Annotated in this window: 17 protein-coding genes; 6 read left to right on the top strand and 11 right to left on the bottom strand. The window is 61.9% G+C overall.

The features are described from left to right. Window positions 1–194 precede the first annotated feature (194 nt). Window positions 195–1,013, top strand: a complete 819-nt coding sequence (locus U0177_RS02345) for an alpha/beta fold hydrolase (RefSeq protein ID WP_409568969.1) — start codon at window positions 195–197, stop codon at window positions 1,011–1,013. Between the two features lie 257 nt (window positions 1,014–1,270). Here U0177_RS02345 and U0177_RS02340 read toward each other — a convergent pair whose 3' ends face one another. Both U0177_RS02340 and U0177_RS02335 read right to left on the bottom strand, forming a co-directional pair. Then, window positions 1,271–1,633, bottom strand: a complete 363-nt coding sequence (locus tag U0177_RS02340; protein WP_409569077.1) for a hypothetical protein — start codon at window positions 1,631–1,633, stop codon at window positions 1,271–1,273. Between the two features lie 123 nt (window positions 1,634–1,756). Beyond that, on the bottom strand, window positions 1,757–2,065 hold the full coding sequence (locus tag U0177_RS02335; protein WP_409568968.1) for a hypothetical protein: 309 nt from the start codon (window positions 2,063–2,065) through the stop codon (window positions 1,757–1,759). A 343-nt stretch (window positions 2,066–2,408) separates the two neighbouring features. Between U0177_RS02335 and U0177_RS02330 the strand changes: the two genes are divergently transcribed. Then, window positions 2,409–3,197: a class I SAM-dependent methyltransferase gene (locus U0177_RS02330; RefSeq protein ID WP_409568967.1), complete on the top strand. Its 789-nt coding sequence runs from the start codon at window positions 2,409–2,411 to the stop codon at window positions 3,195–3,197. 266 nt (window positions 3,198–3,463) lie between these two features. Here the strand turns inward: U0177_RS02330 and U0177_RS02325 are convergent, their stop codons facing one another. Both U0177_RS02325 and U0177_RS02320 read right to left on the bottom strand, forming a co-directional pair. Next, a complete protein-coding gene (locus U0177_RS02325) occupies window positions 3,464–3,742 on the bottom strand; it encodes a hypothetical protein (RefSeq protein WP_409568966.1) in 279 nt (92 codons plus the stop codon). Next, entirely contained in the window at window positions 3,690–4,208 is a 519-nt protein-coding gene (locus U0177_RS02320) for a sensor histidine kinase (RefSeq protein WP_409568965.1), read from the bottom strand. The genes U0177_RS02325 and U0177_RS02320 overlap by 53 nt, the downstream gene beginning before the upstream one ends. Window positions 4,209–4,478: 270 nt before the next feature. Here U0177_RS02320 and U0177_RS02315 point away from each other — a divergent pair, with 270 nt between their 5' ends. Further along, complete coding sequence (locus U0177_RS02315; protein WP_409568964.1) at window positions 4,479–5,276, top strand: alpha/beta fold hydrolase; 798 nt, start codon at window positions 4,479–4,481, stop codon at window positions 5,274–5,276. Here the strand turns inward: U0177_RS02315 and U0177_RS02310 are convergent. Further along, window positions 5,241–5,753 (bottom strand): hypothetical protein, encoded by a 513-nt coding sequence (locus tag U0177_RS02310; RefSeq protein ID WP_409568963.1) that lies wholly within the window; start codon window positions 5,751–5,753, stop codon window positions 5,241–5,243. The two genes, U0177_RS02315 and U0177_RS02310, sit on opposite strands and share 36 nt — an antisense overlap. 669 nt (window positions 5,754–6,422) lie before the next feature. On the opposite strand from U0177_RS02310, the gene U0177_RS02305 reads away from it, so the two are divergent. Both U0177_RS02305 and U0177_RS02300 read left to right on the top strand, forming a co-directional pair. Further along, window positions 6,423–6,884 (top strand): hypothetical protein, encoded by a 462-nt coding sequence (locus U0177_RS02305; protein ID WP_409568962.1) that lies wholly within the window; start codon window positions 6,423–6,425, stop codon window positions 6,882–6,884. 136 nt (window positions 6,885–7,020) lie between these two features. Next, window positions 7,021–8,319, top strand: a complete 1,299-nt coding sequence (locus tag U0177_RS02300) for a hypothetical protein (RefSeq protein ID WP_409568961.1) — start codon at window positions 7,021–7,023, stop codon at window positions 8,317–8,319. A 13-nt stretch (window positions 8,320–8,332) separates the two neighbouring features. Here U0177_RS02300 and U0177_RS02295 read toward each other — a convergent pair whose 3' ends face one another. Further along, window positions 8,333–8,755: an OsmC family protein gene (locus U0177_RS02295; protein ID WP_409568960.1), complete on the bottom strand. Its 423-nt coding sequence runs from the start codon at window positions 8,753–8,755 to the stop codon at window positions 8,333–8,335. Window positions 8,756–9,165: 410 nt separating this feature from the next. Here U0177_RS02295 and U0177_RS02290 point away from each other — a divergent pair, with 410 nt between their 5' ends. Next, window positions 9,166–9,714 carry a single-stranded DNA-binding protein gene (locus tag U0177_RS02290; RefSeq protein WP_409568959.1) on the top strand — a complete coding sequence of 183 codons (549 nt, stop codon included), beginning with the start codon at window positions 9,166–9,168 and terminating at the stop codon, window positions 9,712–9,714. Between the two features lie 170 nt (window positions 9,715–9,884). Here the strand turns inward: U0177_RS02290 and U0177_RS02285 are convergent, their stop codons facing one another. The 5 genes from U0177_RS02285 to U0177_RS02265 form a co-directional block, all read right to left on the bottom strand. Beyond that, a complete protein-coding gene (locus tag U0177_RS02285) occupies window positions 9,885–10,820 on the bottom strand; it encodes a succinylglutamate desuccinylase/aspartoacylase family protein (RefSeq protein ID WP_409568958.1) in 936 nt (311 codons plus the stop codon). Window positions 10,821–11,011: 191 nt separating this feature from the next. Continuing rightward, a complete protein-coding gene (locus tag U0177_RS02280) occupies window positions 11,012–12,058 on the bottom strand; it encodes a D-2-hydroxyacid dehydrogenase (RefSeq protein WP_409568957.1) in 1,047 nt (348 codons plus the stop codon). A gap of 93 nt (window positions 12,059–12,151) precedes the next feature. After that, the gene (locus U0177_RS02275; RefSeq protein WP_409568956.1) at window positions 12,152–13,153 is read right to left on the bottom strand and encodes a Gfo/Idh/MocA family protein; all 1,002 of its coding nucleotides are present in this window, start codon (window positions 13,151–13,153) and stop codon (window positions 12,152–12,154) included. Window positions 13,154–13,319: 166 nt separating this feature from the next. Beyond that, window positions 13,320–14,153, bottom strand: a complete 834-nt coding sequence (locus U0177_RS02270) for an SDR family NAD(P)-dependent oxidoreductase (RefSeq protein WP_409568955.1) — start codon at window positions 14,151–14,153, stop codon at window positions 13,320–13,322. Between the two features lie 23 nt (window positions 14,154–14,176). Next, window positions 14,177–15,169, bottom strand: coding sequence for a succinylglutamate desuccinylase/aspartoacylase family protein (locus U0177_RS02265; RefSeq protein WP_409568954.1), 993 nt, complete (start codon window positions 15,167–15,169; stop codon window positions 14,177–14,179). Between the last annotated feature and the right edge of the window lie 15 nt (window positions 15,170–15,184).

Raw genomic sequence — 15,184 nt, 5'->3', positions numbered from 1 at the left:
GTTTCGCTAGTGCGGGAGTCATGGCTCGCCGTGATGGTGGGATGCAACCAACCGCTTCGCGCGCGAGTTTCGAGTCATTTTGGAACGTGATACCGCGCGGCGGCTGACGCGCAAGCGTTGGGCCGCCAGAAGCCGAACGTGGCTACGCTCGCGGTATTACAGTCACCGACAGTGGAAATGCGCTGGGACAAGCTATGGCTAAACTAAACCTCACATACGACCGATTCGGCAACGGCGTTCCATACCTCAAGTTTGGAACCGGCGCCAAAACGCTCCTCTTTCTCCTGGGTGGACCAGGAAATACCCTTCCAGTTGGTGTAGCTACTACTGGCTTCACGCGTGGCATGCGAGGTTTCTGCGATGAGTACACGGTTTACCTGGTCAGCCGTAAGTCAGGCCTGCCGCCGCATTACACAACCAAAGATATGGCGGACGATTATGCCGCGATCGTGCGAAACGACTTTAGTGGTCAGGTTGACCTCATCATCGGTTTCTCGTTCGGGGGATTGATTCTTCAGCACTTTGCTGCCGATCACGGGCAACTGGCGAAGTCTATGGTCATAGGCGGCGCGGCGCACAAGATCAGTGCCGAGGCCAAACGGATCGACTATCGGTACGCGCTCTTGGTGAACCAAGGAAAGGACCGAGAGGCGATGGCCGAGCGCGCAGCTGCAGTCTTCCCACCCGGCGTGCGGCGGAAGGTGTTGGCACGCGTGTTGTGGGTGTTCGGCCCGATGTTGATGGGGCCTGTGGAAGGGACGTTTCGGCACGATGTGTTGATTGAGGCCGAGGCGGAGATGTCGCATGACGCAGAGACGAGCCTCGGCCGGATCGAGGACCCGCTTCTCGTGGTGTGTGGGCGAGACGACTTCGCCTTTTCGGTAGCGGACGTCAAGGAAATGGTTGGGAAGATCCGTGATGCACGGTTGAAAGTCTATGACCAAGGGCACAGTACGGTGTTCCTCGACAAGCACTTTGTTCATGATGTGCAGGCCTTTGCCAAACGAGGATAAACGTGGCAGTCAGTGCCATTCGGAAGCACCGTGCGTAGCCGTTCAGGTGATGCACCCAGCGGCCCACCAGGCGCATGCAGCTCCGGCCCGCCATTCGGGGCGATTGAGTGGCGGGGGCTTGCCAAGGCCAGCACACCTGCCTACCATCGCCTCAGTCGGCCGATGGGCGGCTGAGGCGCAACACGTTGGACAAGCATGGTGGTAGAAACCTCGTACGATGGAGCAAAGGCTCTGACAGAGAGGATGTGGCTAGGTGCTCAACTCGCATATGGGCGAAACCGCGCGAGCAAGATGGGGCGACGTCCTGGCTGGACAGATTTGGCACAGTCGAACATGACCATCAGCCTGGAGCTCACCCGTTCGCAGATCCTCGCCTTCCGGCGCCGCGCCGCGGCCCTCGATGAACGGTTGCCACATGGCCAGCACGCGTTGCGGCATGCGGCGTGGGCGGGTCTGCAAGACAGTATGCCGCGCGCCGCACTTCTCTCGATCCACGCGCGCATGGCTGCTACCGAATCTGGAAGTTGGGAGGATGCCTCCATTGTGCGTAACCGCAAGACTTTGCCACCCGAAATATCGTTATGCGGCGCCAGGCCCAACCAGGAGCAGACGTGCTTCACTGCTGGGAAACGATCTATATCCGTGCCAATCTCGCTTTGCGCTTCCGTCGCCCTGTGCGACAATAACCCGTCGCCATCCGTTTCAGACCCAGCATTTGGTGCGGATATGGTGTGCCTGGCTGTTCAGCGGTGCTTCTGGCGGGATCTGCGCAGCAGACGTGTGCCCAGCCAGAGGAGGAGCGCTCCAATGATCATTCCGCCAAGGGCATTCAGCAGCCCCCCAGGGTTATTGCTGAATACGCCGACGACCCCAACGACAATCATCATGCTGCCGAGCAACACGATGCTGCAGCCAGTTGAGGTACGGGTGGTTGCTGACGGTGGGAATCGCCCGACGCTGGCCCAGTAGCCGGCCACATGCCCATGCTCCATCTGCTCACGCCAGGAGTCGAGCTCGTCAGGTACTCGAGATCGCTGTTTACGCTTTGCCATAGCATAACCTCACGGGCAGCTATACGTATAGTTGAGAATGAACGCCGACCAGCGCAGATTGGCTATACACTAAACGTGGCATCCAGGGGGATTTAGTGCGAATGTCGGTGGACGGCGAGATTGCTCCCGAGTATCTGCGCCGAGTGGATGCTCACGCTACTCGATCTGCGCACTGCGTTTCTCTCGCTCGCCGAGATGGTGAACAAACTCAGCGCTCGTGTCTAGCAGAAGCACAAGTTGTGTGGTTTCATCTCGCCCGCTGTTCCGCTTCCATCTGGCGGCACACCTCAACGGCAGGGTGTTAGACGGCTTTCCTCCGAACCCCACCAACTGTGAAAGAGATATGTCAAGTCAATCATCGAAAACCGCCTTTTCCGGCACGGCGAACGACTATGCATCCTACCGCCCACCGTATCCCAATGCGTTTCTCGCGCATCTGCGCACTGCCGCCGGATCGACCGGACAGGGTCTTCTTCTTGATCTCGCTTGTGGACCGGGGCGTATCGCCATTTCCATGGCGTCGTACTTCCGGCACGTCGTTGCGGTTGATCTTGAGCCTGAGATGATTTCCGTTGCTCAGCAGCGTGCCAATCAGCTCGGCAGGCGCAATATCGAGTGGCGCGTGACGCCGGCAGAGCAACTTCAGCTCGCTCCTGCTTCTGTTGAACTCATAACGATCGGCGAAGCGTTTCATCGCCTTGAGCAGAACCATATCCTCGAACTAGCGAGCGAGTGGCTCGGCCAGAACGGTCATCTTGCAACGCTTGGTGGTGAGGCGATTTGGAGTGGGCCTGAGCCGTGGAAGCGGATTGTTGTTGCGGTTGCGAATCGTTGGGCTAATATCGCACTTCCCGAACCGACAGCCGCGCCCTGGGGTGAACCGTTTGAGATATTTCGAGCTACTGGCTGGCAGGTCACTCAGTATCAGATGCGTGTCGCGACGATCTGGACAGCCGACTCGATCATTGGCTTCATGCGTTCCACGTCATTTGCGTCTGCCAATGCACTCGGTGGCAAAGTGGCTCAGTTCGAAACAGACTTACGCCAGAAACTACTTGCCTTTGGGCCGCAGGATCGATTCCCAGCTGATCAGCGGTTTGGGTATACTCTGGCACGCAAAAGTAGCGTATAAGATAGCGGCTCCAAGGTGTGGCACAACGCCATGCCGCCCAACCTGCATATTTAGCCGACTGCTTCGCGCAAGATCGCAGCGATTTTACCACTGGTGCGCGGCCCGCGCACGGCGGCTGACGCGGCATATGGTTCGGCAGCGCTTCCAAAACGAGCCGCGCCTCTCTTCGGCACACTCTGGTATACTGGCATCCCGACCTGCCCGCACTGCCCACCCAAGGCCGCTCGCAATGTGAACGGCCTTGGGTGTCTGTACCGCTCAACCATCTAGCCCCGAACAAGGTAGACCTTCACAAAGCTGCTCTTGAGCTTGCTGGCCTGCTCAGGCAGCGCGTTGGTCGCCCCACGCTCGGCCAGGCTGCGCAGCGCGTCCAGGTTTGCCCGGATCGCCTGGATCTCGGCATCATTCGCCTCGGCCTCGACTGCGGCCAGCTTCGCGCTGACCTGCGGGTAGATCGCGAGCACCTGCTCCGGGTTCTTCGCGGTGGCTGGGTCAAGGATCTGCTCCATCGCGTCGTGGAAGTCGACCAGGCTGAGCGACAGCATCAAGGGTGATCTGGCCACCACGCGGCGTGTGGGCGAGCGCATTCTGCAGCAAGTTCAGCAGCACCTGCTCGACGCGCACGGAGTCGGCAATCACTGGCGGCAGGCCTACTGGCAGCGCGAGGTCGATACTGATACCGCGCTGCTGGGCCTGAGGCGCCATCCGCGCCGCCACCCCTGCCACCAGCGCGCGCGGGTCGGCTGGCGCGAGCGCCAGCTCCAGCTCGCCGGTCTCGATCCGCGTCAGCTCAAGGAACTCAGCTACCAGCCGGTTGAGCCCCTGAACCTCGGCGTCCATCCGCCCCAGAAAATCCTCGGCGGCGGTTCGGTCGTCGATCGCACCATCCTGCAAGGTCTCGATCATGGCCTGGAGTGAGGCCAGCGGCGTGCGCAGATCGTGCGAGATATTGGCCAGGAACATGCGCCGCGACTGCTCGGCGCGCCGCAGTTCGGTCAGATCCTGAAGCATTACCAGGATCTGGCCGCCTTCCGCCGGCGGCTGGCTGAGCGCTTTCTCCCGCCCAGGGAGACATCTCACAACCTACCGCAGCGGCGGCAGCTGCGCGCCGGCCACGGCAGCCGCGGGTTGCTGCCCCTTCTCAGAGAGCATAGTTGCGCTCCCGCTCGCATTGCCTAGCGAAGTACACTATAATGCGAACGTTCGTTCGTAACCGTAGAACCTGGTGGCACTGTCATCATAGCGTTTGGCTGTTTCCAGGTCACAACTGCAGGAGAACACATGCGAGCAGTAACCTCAAAAGACGGGACGCGTATCGCCTTTGACCAGTCAGGAGCGGGGCCTGCGCTCATCCTGGTGGTTGGCGCGTTCAATGACCGGGCAACCGGAGCACCGCTGGCGCACTTCCTCGAACAGTATTTCACGGTGTTCAACTATGATCGCCGGGGACGAGGCGAGAGTGGTGATACCGCGCCCTATGCGATCGAGCGTGAGATCGAAGACCTTGACGCACTCATCTCCCACGCTGGTGGCTCGGCACGTGTCTTCGGCTATTCTTCAGGCGCAACCCTCGCGCTGAGAGCAGCCGCTCACGGCCTGGCTATTTCGCAGCTCGTGTTATACGACCCACCGCCGACAGGCACGAGGGCAGGAGAGCTTGCGCCGCAGCTGGCCGAGCTGATCACGGCGGGCCGCCGAGGTGATGCCGTCGAGCTTTTCCAGACCGAGGCAGTTGGCATACCAGCCGCCATCGTTGCGCAGATGCGCCATGCACCGTTCCGACCAGCGCTTGAAACAATGGCACACACGCTCATCTACGAATCGACAATCCTCAGGTCATTGCCGCAGGAACTGTTCGCTGCTGTGCAAATACCCACACTAGTGATAGACGGGCAGGAAAGTCACGCGATGCTGCGTCAAGCGGCGCAATCAGTCGCAGATGCCTTACCGAACGCGCGATATCGCACATTGAACGGTCAGGGTCACGATATTGTTCCCGCTGTTGTTGCACCCGTGGTAGAGGAGTTCTTTCTTGGCCAATCGTCACATGACCGGTTGGGAAAACTGGCTAGCCAGTAGCTCAATTGACCCAATCGCGACACTGTGTTCAAAGTTCTTGCTCGCACGCTTGCGTGGCTCCTCATACCACAGCTGAGCTAGCTCGAAGCCTCGGTGCGCGCATAGAAGTTCGGCCCCGGCCTCCGTCAATGCGTAGGCATCCAGGAGGCGATTGAACACGACGGTTGCACGTTCGACCGATCGCGCCAGGCGATACACGAACGGCGTTGGCCCTTCGCGTAGTGCCCGCAGGCGCTTGTACAGTTTCGGTGCGGGGTAATACGTTGCCGAGGTATCGATCTTCCGGTCATCAAGATACGCCTTGTAGCACTCGCGCCAGCCGGGGTAATGCAGCCACTCGAGCGCCGATACCGAGAGGTATCGGCCATGTGAGATCGAGAGGAGCATGTCAAGATCGCGCTCCTGAAGATGGATGGGTTGAATTGCTACGCGGTTGCGCCGCCGCTTTGTGCTCTGTGTTTGATCCTCAGCCGTCATTGTTTTCTCTGTCCATAGTAGTTGGCCTGGACAGTATTGAGCACGATCTCCATCACGGCGGCGAGATCAGCCTCACGCTTGGTATGTATGGTTTACTGGCACCGAATCTGTAGCGTGCTGTTCTCAGAAGCGAGGGCCTGCCCACGTTTGTGGTCGCCGCACCAGCCGGCCTGTGGGTATACCGCCTGGACGACGGCCAGGCCAGGCTGTTTCAGGCGTACTCAAGCCTGGATATCGCGCAGCGCAGCCTGGTGAGCGTATTTCGCATCAGGAAGCGGAAAACGTCATCTCGCATTAGAACGGCGTTTTTCCGCATCAGAATGCGCTCCGCCAAAAAAAGTCTACCCTTGAGAGGGGATAAGGGGGGTGAGGGCCGACGTTGCACGAGCCCTGGTCGAAAATTGGTAATCGCTTCTCAAACCACCCCCGTGGTGCTATGATAGCGTCGTCACACCTATTCCCACTTTCGCCAAGAGCGACTCGAAGGCCGGCTGCCGCTTCTTCGCCGAGACCGGCCACAATATCTGCGGCAGCATCCTGCAAGCCTGGCACGCCAGCGGCCTGGAGTTCGACGGCAAGAAAGGCAAGAGCGAGGCCGAGAACCTGGCGCTGTTCGGCCTGCCGCTGAGCGACGAAATCAGCGAGACCATCGAGGGCAAGCCCTACACTGTGCAGTGGTTCGAGCGCGCACGCTTCGAGCTGCACCCCGAAAATCCGCCGCCGTATACCGTGCTGCTGGGTTTGCTCGGCAACGAGGTGCACGGTGCGGCAGGCCCGGCGCCTGCCCTAACACTGCCGAAAGATGGCCAGTGGGCCGGTAGCACCAGCCAGGGCAAGCCGATCTCGTTTGAGATCGCGGCGGGCGGCAGCGCCTATAACCACCTCAAGCTCGCCGTGAGCCAGGGCGACTGCGAGATCGAGATCGACACCTATAGTACCAGCAGTACCATCCCACTGCGCGACGGCAAGATCAGCACCAGCGGCAAAGACGACGACGAGGGAAAATACACGATCACCGGCCAGTTCGATTCAGCGCAGTCGGCTAGTGGCACCTTCGCATTCGAGAACTACGACCCCGGCGGAGATTGCTCGGTGACTATGTCGGGCACCTGGGTGGCAGCACCACAGTAGGCCTGCGTATCGCAGGCCAGGCTGGTCGGCGCAGTGTCCGTCCTTCGCCCCACTCGCTGGAATGAAGCACGCCCGCGATCTGGCGGGCTCAGCACCAGCCTGCCAGATCGCGCCAATCCTAGCAAAGGGGTTTTCCATGCGGAACCATCAGCGTACTCTGCCGATGTTCGTGGCGGTTGCCTGTGCTGCTACACTGATTGCTATCGCTCTCGGCAGCCCGGCTGCCGCCCAGCCGGCGGGCCTGGCACCAACACCGGCCGTAGCCGACCCAAGCGGCCAGTTCACGCTGGCCTCGCAGCCGCTCACCTTTACGCGGCCAGCCACGGCGCGCTCGGCGACCCTGGTATCGCCGAATGCCGCGCCGCTCAACGAAAGCTTCGAAGGCAGCTGGCCCACCAGCGACTGGCAGCTGAGCGACCAGAGCAGCAGCGACGGCGGCACCTACCTGTGGGGCAAGCGCAACTGCACCTCGCACACCGGCCAGTTCGCGATCATGGCGCACGGCGGCGGGGCGCAGGGCAGCGGCAAGGCCTGCGGCAGCCAATACCCCAACAACCTCAACACCTGGGCGGTGTACGGCCCGGTGAACCTGAGCAATGCCACGGCCGCCACGCTGTATATCTACATTCGCGGGCACAGCCCTTCCATCTCGGGCTGCTCGGCCGATGGGCTGTTTATTGGCACGTCGACAAACAGCACGCAGTTCAGCGGTGTTGGTTTATGCGGCGGCACCACCAGCGGATCGGACGGCAACGGCTACACGCGGCTGGGCTTCGACCTGGCGAGCTTGCTGGGGAAATCGGTGAATCAGCCGCAGGTGTGGATCGGCTTTGTGTTCTACAGCGACGCCAGCGGCACCGACATCGGCTATACGCTCGACGACCTGACGCTAGAGATAACGACAAGCGGCGGGGCAACGAATACGCCCACAGCCACTGCTCCTGCATCGCCTACGGCCACGCGCACGCCTACCACAACGCCCGGTAACGTCGCCGATCTGCGGCGCTTTGTGCCGATCGCAATCAAGGTGCCGGCGCCAACCAGCACGCCAACCCCAACTACCACCGCTAGCCCTACGGCCAAGCCTTCGGGCGACAAGCCGAAAGATGGCCACTGGGCTGGCAAGACCACGCAAAACGAAGATGTCGAGTTCGACATTCTATCGAACGGCAGCGCCTATAACAACTTCTCAATCGGCGCGCGCCAGGGCGGCTGCGGCATCAGCATCACGATCATGGGCGGTAGCGGCGGGCTAGCGCTGAGCAACGGCAAGATCAACCTGAGCGGCGGTGGCGCATTTGGCGGCAGCTACACCATCACGGGCCAGTTTAGCTCGTCGCAGAATGCCAGCGGCAGCTTCTCATTCCAAAGCTATAACCCGAGCGGGGCTTGCGGCATCACCGCATCGGGCAGCTGGACGGCCAGCATCCCATAAACGCCGGGCGCCGCTACGGCTCGAGCCGGTCGAGCACGCGGATCGTGCCGGTGAGCGTGCGGTGCACCGGGCATTTCTCGGCGATCTCGAGCAGCCGTAGGCGCTGGGCCTGGTCGAGATCGCCTTTCAGCGTAATCCGGCGCTCGATCAGGTCGAGCAGGGCCGACGGCTGCTCGCACCCGGCGCAGTCGCGCGCGTAGTCGCGGCGGTGGCTCAGCCGCACCTCGACATCCTCAAGCGGCCAGCCCTTGCGGCGCGCGTACATCAGCAGCGTCATGGATGTGCAGGCGCCCAGGCCCGCGAGCAGCAGATCATATGGGCTGGGGCCGACATTGTCGCCGCCGGCATCGGCCGGCTCGTCGGCGTAGAAGGTGTGCGCGCCAGCGCTGATCTGCTGGCGCAGATTGCCGGCGCTGTGAACGATCACTTCGGCCATTGCTACCCTCCGTGTTGGCTGCGGCTGCGGCTGCGGCTGCGGCGCATTATAAACCGAATCAGCCACCAAACGCTAGCAGGAAGTCTTTCGACCCCTCCCCCTACCCCCTCCCCTGACAGGGGAGGGGAAACACATCTGGCTTTGTGGTGCGGTCGCGGCGGCGACCGCACCTCACTACCCTCCTCTCCCGCGCGCGGGAGAGGGGGTAGGGGGGTGAGGGCCGACGTTGCACGAGCCCTGCAAACGCCAGCCGCACTCTTGACGATCTTGAACATACATGCTAAGATGGCATCATCGAATCGGTTCTTGCTTCGCACAGATCCGCGCCCGGTAGAAGCAGTGAGCGTTCGAGTTTGTACGGCAAGGCTGAGCTGGTACGACCTATTAATCCAAACACGAGGAGGAAAGCCATGGCGAAAGATCTGAACAAAGTCATGCTCACCGGGCATCTCGGCGCCGACCCCGAGATGCGCTACACACCTCAGGGCAGCGCGGTCACCACCTTTCGCGTCGCCTCCGGCCGCTCGTGGAAGTCGTCGGATGGCACGCAGCACGACGACACCGAGTGGTTCCGGATTGTCGCGTGGGACAAGCTAGGCGAGATCTGCAACCAGTACCTCACCAAAGGCACCCGCGTGTATGTCGAAGGCCGCCTGCAGACGCGCAAGTGGCAGGATCAGAACGGCCAGGATCGCTACAGCACCGAAGTGATCGCCAGCGACATGATCATCCTGTCGAGCAAGCAAGATCGCCCGAGCGCAGGCGCCCCCGACTACGACGCGCCGCTCGACGAAGAGGCGCCCGCGCCGGCCCGCCGCCCGGCTGCCGCGCCGCCGGCCGCTGCGCGCCCGGCCGCAGCCAACGGCAATGGCAATAGCGGGCGCGCGCCCGCGCCGGCCCGCTCGGCCGCGCGCAATGTGCCGCAGGTGATCGACAACGACGAGGATCTGCCGTTCTGATACGCTGTTCGCTTGATCACTTTGTAGATAGTGTTGCACTACGCGGCTTCGCCACGTAGTGCAACACTAAAAGAAATTTGGGGGCGGCTTCGCCGCCCCCAAACCCCCAAAGACGATGATCAAAAGCACCGCCCGAGATGTACCTCTCCTTGAACTATCGCGATGCGCTGCTAGGCTGGTTGCGCCACCACATACACGAGCGCGGAACCTTCAATTGTGCAGATTTGCGGGCGCATGAGCATCATCGCGCTGCGCTCAAACGGCGCAGTGAAGACCTCAAGCTCCTCAAGTGTATGCAGGTCGAGGATTTTGCCCATCTCGGTTCCAGCCGGCACGATCGTTCCGACAGCGTCCTCGCGTAGGGTTGGCACAAAGATCCCGCCAACCTTCGCACGAATAGCCTGGGTCGATCCAACATCGACCGCTGGCTCAGCCGGAGCCGGAGGCTCGCCGAGTGAGAGGACACCGAGATTATACAAGGCGCGCTCGAGTCCCAGAGCGTTGCGCTCGGTCCAGTACATCTCGCGGCCCGAGCGGCCGCCGACCTCGACATTGGCAACCTTGATACCCAACGAGCGTGCGTAGGTGGTCAAGCCACCGCGCTTATTGGGGGCGTTGCTGATGAACGGCGCGCCAAGGTCGGCTGCGAGCTGTTCAGAGCCCTCGAAGCGCTTGACAAAGGCGTTGATACACCAGGTGCCGCCACCGTGTAGATCGATGACCACATCGCTATCGGCGATCAGTGGGGCGAGGTGCGCCGCGAGCCGCTCAGTATGCGAGCCGCCCTCGTTGCCGGGAAAGACGCCGTCGAGGTCGACGGCGTTGGGCGAGTCGATCCACGAGTTGCGGCGCTCGACTTCGGCCGCAAGGGCGTTGGCAGTGAAGATCACCCGCAGGCGGCCACTCAGCTGTGTCGCCGCGCGCTGGCAGAATAGCTTGATCGCCAGGGCCGACCAAGGACCTTCATCGCCGTGCGTCCCGGCGATCAATGTTGCGCGCGTGCCACCGGTGCCGGCCTCGCCATATTTCAGCGGGATGTACTGGGCGGCGGCGTGGGCTGTGACGCGGATTTCCTTCCAGGCCAACGCCTCGAAAATTGTTTTCACTTTGGGGCGCTCCTTCCATTGCTGCGGCGTACCTCATACCAAATTCGCTTGATTACCGACACTTTGGTGGGGGTTTGGGGCGGCTTCGCCGCCCCATTTCTTATAGTGTTGCACTACGTGGCTTCGCCACGGTAGTGCAACACTATCTATACGTGATCAAGCGAACAGCGTATCATAGCTCAGGAAGCCAATCAGTAGAGTGCCTGAATGTCTAGAATATTCAGCAGTGGCTCGCCGGCAAGAAAACGGCGCAGGTTTTCCGAGAACAGCTCGGTCAGCCGGCTGTTTTCCCGGTCGCTGGTGCTGCCGGAGTGCGGGCTAACCAGCACGTTCTGCAGGCTCCAAAGCGGCGAGTCTGCTGGAAGCGGCTCGTGCTCAAACACGTCGAGCGCCGCACCGCCGAGCTGCCCCGAGCGCAGTGCCTCGATCAGCGCCGGCTCGTCTACCACCGCCCCACGGCCAATGTTAATGAGCACGGCGCCTTGCGGCATGAGCGCCAGCTCGGCCGCACTAATCAGTTTTTCAGTTTCATCGGTATGCGGGGTGACAATCACAAGGAACTCCGCTCGCCGCAACACCTCTGCAAGCTCGTCTGGTGTGTAAAGCGCATCAAGGTGCAGCGCGCCGAGGTCGGCACCGGCAACCGTGCGCTTAGTTCCAATCACCGTCATGCCTAGCGCCTGGCCCAAGCGTGCCACTTCTGTGCCAATGCTGCCGACGCCGACAATCCCAAGCGTGCGCCCGTCAAGGTCGGTGCCTGCGTAACGTTCCCAGTGCTTACGGCGCTGATCTTCAATCATGCGTCGCAGCCCCTTGCCGAACGCCAGCATGGCCAGCACGCAAAACTCGGCGAGCGGCTTGGCATGAACGCCGCTTGCGGTCGTGAAAACAACGCCTGGCATGCTCTGCTCATAGCCCATGCGCCGCACGAACTGGCCGATCCCAGCGCTGGTAGCCTGAACCCAGCGGAGGTTTGGAGCGACCTCGGGCAGATCCTCACGATGCGTCGGGTCGAAGTCGAACAGGATGTCGGCGCGCTTCAACAGCTCGCGCCAGCGGTCTTCTTGCTCGGGCGTCCGCTTGATCGTGTTGTAGTGGTCGGCCGGGTAGCGTGGCGCTGCAATAAGCTCCGGCTCGTAGATCACGTCGAGCCGCGGGCTGACTGCGCGCAGCCGCTCGATGTGCTCGGGCTCGAGGTAGGTCGTAATCAGCACGGTGTAACGTGGTTCATTTGACATCGCGTTCCCTATTATGCTCGTTGGCAACACATTGGGTTGCAGATGGAGCATGGCGCCTCGTGCGCTGCCCTATCTGCCGAATTGTGCACGGCATCACTGGCTTGCAACCACTTCTAGCCTGCCGCCATTGCGCGCCGACTGGTAGAGTGCTGCGATCGCGCGCATATTCGCGGCGGCCTCGCCCGCTGAGTAACGTGGCCGATTACCATTCCGCACGCAGTCGGCAAAGTGCTCGACCATCAATTGGTACTCGTCTACGCCATCGATCGTCTCGACTCGCAGGCCCTGCTTATCATGGATGCGAAACTGCGTGTCGACTGTCCCCGGAAGGAACGCGATCGGCACGTCGATATAGCCTTCATCCCCAATCACCTGGTACGCCTCGCGACGCGCTATGGTCAGCGCGCAGTCGAATTGGGCCCAGCGCCCGCCAGGAAAGCGCATGCTGCCAACCATAAGCTCGTCTACGCCGCTTGCGCTCCACTCGGCCGAGGCCTGGGCCTCGGTTGGCTCCGACTGAAAGAGCGTGCGAGCGACGTTGACGCAGTAGCAGCCCACGTCCATGAGCGACCCGCCCCCTAGCTCCGGGTTCAGGCGAATGTTGGCTGGGTTCGTCAGGCGAAAGCTGAACGACGCACGGATCAGCTGCGGCTTGCCGATCGTCCCGGCTGCGATCAGCTCGCGCACACGCGCCGTCTGTGGATGGAAGCGGTACATAAACGCCTCCATGAGCAGCACATCATGTGCCCGCGCGGCCACTTCCATCTGGAAGCACTCCGCAGCATCCAGCCCAAGTGGCTTCTCGCACAAAACGTGCTTGCCCGCTTCAGCCGCGCGGATGGCCCACTCACGGTGGAGGCTATTCGGCAGTGGGATGTAGATCGCCTCGACCTCGGGGTCGTTCAGAACTTCCTCGTAGCTGCCATAGGCTCGCGGGATATCTAGCTCGTGTGCAAATGCACGCGCCTTGGCTAGGTCGCGGCTGCCAACCGCGACAAGTACGCCGTTATGCGAGCGCCGTATCGCCGGCAAGATCGCACGGCGCCCGATGTTTGCGGTGCTGATCACACCCCAGCGGACTTTTTGTTCGCTCATAGATCCCTCTCGCCTCTGTGATTCTTGGTATCATACCGAATTCGCTTGATTACTTACACTTTGGTGGGGTTTGGGGGCGGCTTCGCCGCCCCTTCTTATTGCGTTGTACTCCGTGGCTTTGCCACGTAGTACAACGCAATCTATACGTGATCAAGCGAACAGCGTATCAGTCCTCGTACGAGGCATACCAGCGCAGGCGAGCAGCGAAGTCGTCCGGGTATAGTGTGACTTTCTTGGCGTCGAACGCGAAGCCATACCCCTCGGCTGCGACCGTGTCGGCGATCGGCCCAGCGTCGAAGCGCAACCCGCTGAAGCGCTCGGGCGGCTGGGCGGCCAGCCAGGCAAACGCCTTGCCAAGCTCAGCCGGGTCGGCCCACCCGGATTGCTCGGCAGCCGGCATGCGGGCCAGCTCAGCGCGGGTGACCCGCGTCGGCTTGATCGGCTTCCCAGGCCCCATCGTGTTAATCGCGATCTTGTCCTTGGATGCCTCAAGCGACAACGCCTTGACAAAGCCTTCCTGGCCGTGCTTGATCGTGCAATATGCCACTTCGTCCTTGTAGCCGCGCACGCTGGAGCCGCTCGCAATCCCGATGATATGGCCGCCGCCTTGCGCCTTCATCACATCCCAGACGGCGCGCGCTCCGTTGTACAGGCCGCCTAAGCCGACGTTGATCTGCCGCCACCATTCATCCGGCGACAGGTGCTCGAAACGGATAAGCGGCATGTAGATCGCGTTGTGAACGAGCACGTCGAGGCGTTCCCATTGCCCGGCCACCTGGCGCACCGTCGACTCAAACATGGGCAGGTCGCTGACGTCCAGCGGCAGCGCAATCACCTCGCCGCCGTCGGCACCGAGCTCTGCCGCAGACTCGGCCAGCTCGGCCTGGTTGATATCGGTCACGCACACTCGCGCGCCTTCGCGCGCCAGCGCGCGGGCAATGCCGGCGCCTAGCCCACGCCCCGCTCCCGTCACCAGCGCGACTTTGCCTTTCAACAGCATGGCAACCTCTTCTTCCGAGGGAATTATTCGAGCACCTCGGCTTTGTCGGCGTCGGTGATGATATAGCCGAACTCACCCGGCGTACACCATGTTGGGGCGATGCGCGTGGCGAGCATGAGTGTGCGCTCAAACGGCGTGGCAAACTCCTGGCGCAGCGTCAGATCGTAGGGGTTTAGCAGCCGCCCGAGCACCTGCGCCCCGACGATTGGCTGGCCGTCGAAGGCCACGCGCGGCGTGATCGCCGGCTCGGGCACGATCAGCCCGGCCTCGCGCGGTCGCAGGATGTTTAGGTTCTCCTCGTGGCCGGGCAGGTTGTTGACGACAAACTGGCGCGGCGGCGGAAGCACCTCGCCGGGCAGCATCTTGAGCTGGCGCATCACGTTCAGCACGCCGGCGACACCGCGCTCGACCCACTCGGCATACAGCTGCCCGGCACCGCCCAGCTCGGCCACAATCGCCTTAACGCCGAGCTGCTCGGCACGCGCCCACATCTGCCCCGGCAGCCAGACATCGCGAAGCAGGATCGGCATATTGAATGCCCGCGCTATCGCCAGCGACTCCTCGTCGTCGTTGAATTCGATCATGTGGACACTGGCATTGCCGCCGGTGTGAAAGTCGATCTGGTAGTTCAAGCGGCTGAGGAACCCCGCGCTTATTGCCGACGATAGCTGGATGCTGACCGTCTTGACCGGCTCGGGGTGACCGCCGGCGTCGGAGTCGACGAAGGCTGCGTTCAGGTTCAGCCCGTCTTCGGGGGTGTGGCGTGTCATAGCGGCGTAGCCAAGCGGGTTTAACACCGGCGCCGCCAGCACCGTGCCGCGCAGCTCGGCCGGATCGATCCGCTCCAGTAAGGCGCGAATAATCCCAATCGAAGGTAGCGGCTCGTTGCCATGAACCAGCGCCGACAGCCCAAGCGTCGGGCCAGCGTACGCGCCGCGCAGGGTGTGAAGGGGAACGCGCAGCTCTGCCCCGCTCGCCAGTGTCGTGACAGGAAGCCATTCAAAGGTGCGTGTCATGGGCCGATGCTCCCA

The sequence above is a fragment of the Kouleothrix sp. genome (assembly GCF_046328425.1).
Classification (GTDB): Bacteria; Chloroflexota; Chloroflexia; order Chloroflexales; family Roseiflexaceae; genus Kouleothrix.
Note: the sequence above shows the minus strand (reverse complement) of the source record. Positions and strands in the feature narration are given on the sequence as shown.

What these genes read in the sequence shown, in the direction of transcription:
- U0177_RS02345 (WP_409568969.1), top strand. Translation starts at nt 195, where the DNA reads ATGGCTAAACTAAACCTCACATACGACCGATTCGGCAACGGCGTTCCA.
- U0177_RS02335 (WP_409568968.1), bottom strand. Translation starts at nt 2,065, where the DNA reads ATGGCAAAGCGTAAACAGCGATCTCGAGTACCTGACGAGCTCGACTCC.
- U0177_RS02330 (WP_409568967.1), top strand. Translation starts at nt 2,409, where the DNA reads ATGTCAAGTCAATCATCGAAAACCGCCTTTTCCGGCACGGCGAACGAC.
- U0177_RS02325 (WP_409568966.1), bottom strand. Translation starts at nt 3,742, where the DNA reads ATGCTGTCGCTCAGCCTGGTCGACTTCCACGACGCGATGGAGCAGATC.
- U0177_RS02320 (WP_409568965.1), bottom strand. Translation starts at nt 4,208, where the DNA reads ATGCTTCAGGATCTGACCGAACTGCGGCGCGCCGAGCAGTCGCGGCGC.
- U0177_RS02315 (WP_409568964.1), top strand. Translation starts at nt 4,479, where the DNA reads ATGCGAGCAGTAACCTCAAAAGACGGGACGCGTATCGCCTTTGACCAG.
- U0177_RS02310 (WP_409568963.1), bottom strand. Translation starts at nt 5,753, where the DNA reads ATGACGGCTGAGGATCAAACACAGAGCACAAAGCGGCGGCGCAACCGC.
- U0177_RS02300 (WP_409568961.1), top strand. Translation starts at nt 7,021, where the DNA reads ATGCGGAACCATCAGCGTACTCTGCCGATGTTCGTGGCGGTTGCCTGT.
- U0177_RS02295 (WP_409568960.1), bottom strand. Translation starts at nt 8,755, where the DNA reads ATGGCCGAAGTGATCGTTCACAGCGCCGGCAATCTGCGCCAGCAGATC.
- U0177_RS02290 (WP_409568959.1), top strand. Translation starts at nt 9,166, where the DNA reads ATGGCGAAAGATCTGAACAAAGTCATGCTCACCGGGCATCTCGGCGCC.
- U0177_RS02280 (WP_409568957.1), bottom strand. Translation starts at nt 12,058, where the DNA reads ATGTCAAATGAACCACGTTACACCGTGCTGATTACGACCTACCTCGAG.
- U0177_RS02275 (WP_409568956.1), bottom strand. Translation starts at nt 13,153, where the DNA reads ATGAGCGAACAAAAAGTCCGCTGGGGTGTGATCAGCACCGCAAACATC.
- U0177_RS02270 (WP_409568955.1), bottom strand. Translation starts at nt 14,153, where the DNA reads ATGCTGTTGAAAGGCAAAGTCGCGCTGGTGACGGGAGCGGGGCGTGGG.
- U0177_RS02265 (WP_409568954.1), bottom strand. Translation starts at nt 15,169, where the DNA reads ATGACACGCACCTTTGAATGGCTTCCTGTCACGACACTGGCGAGCGGG.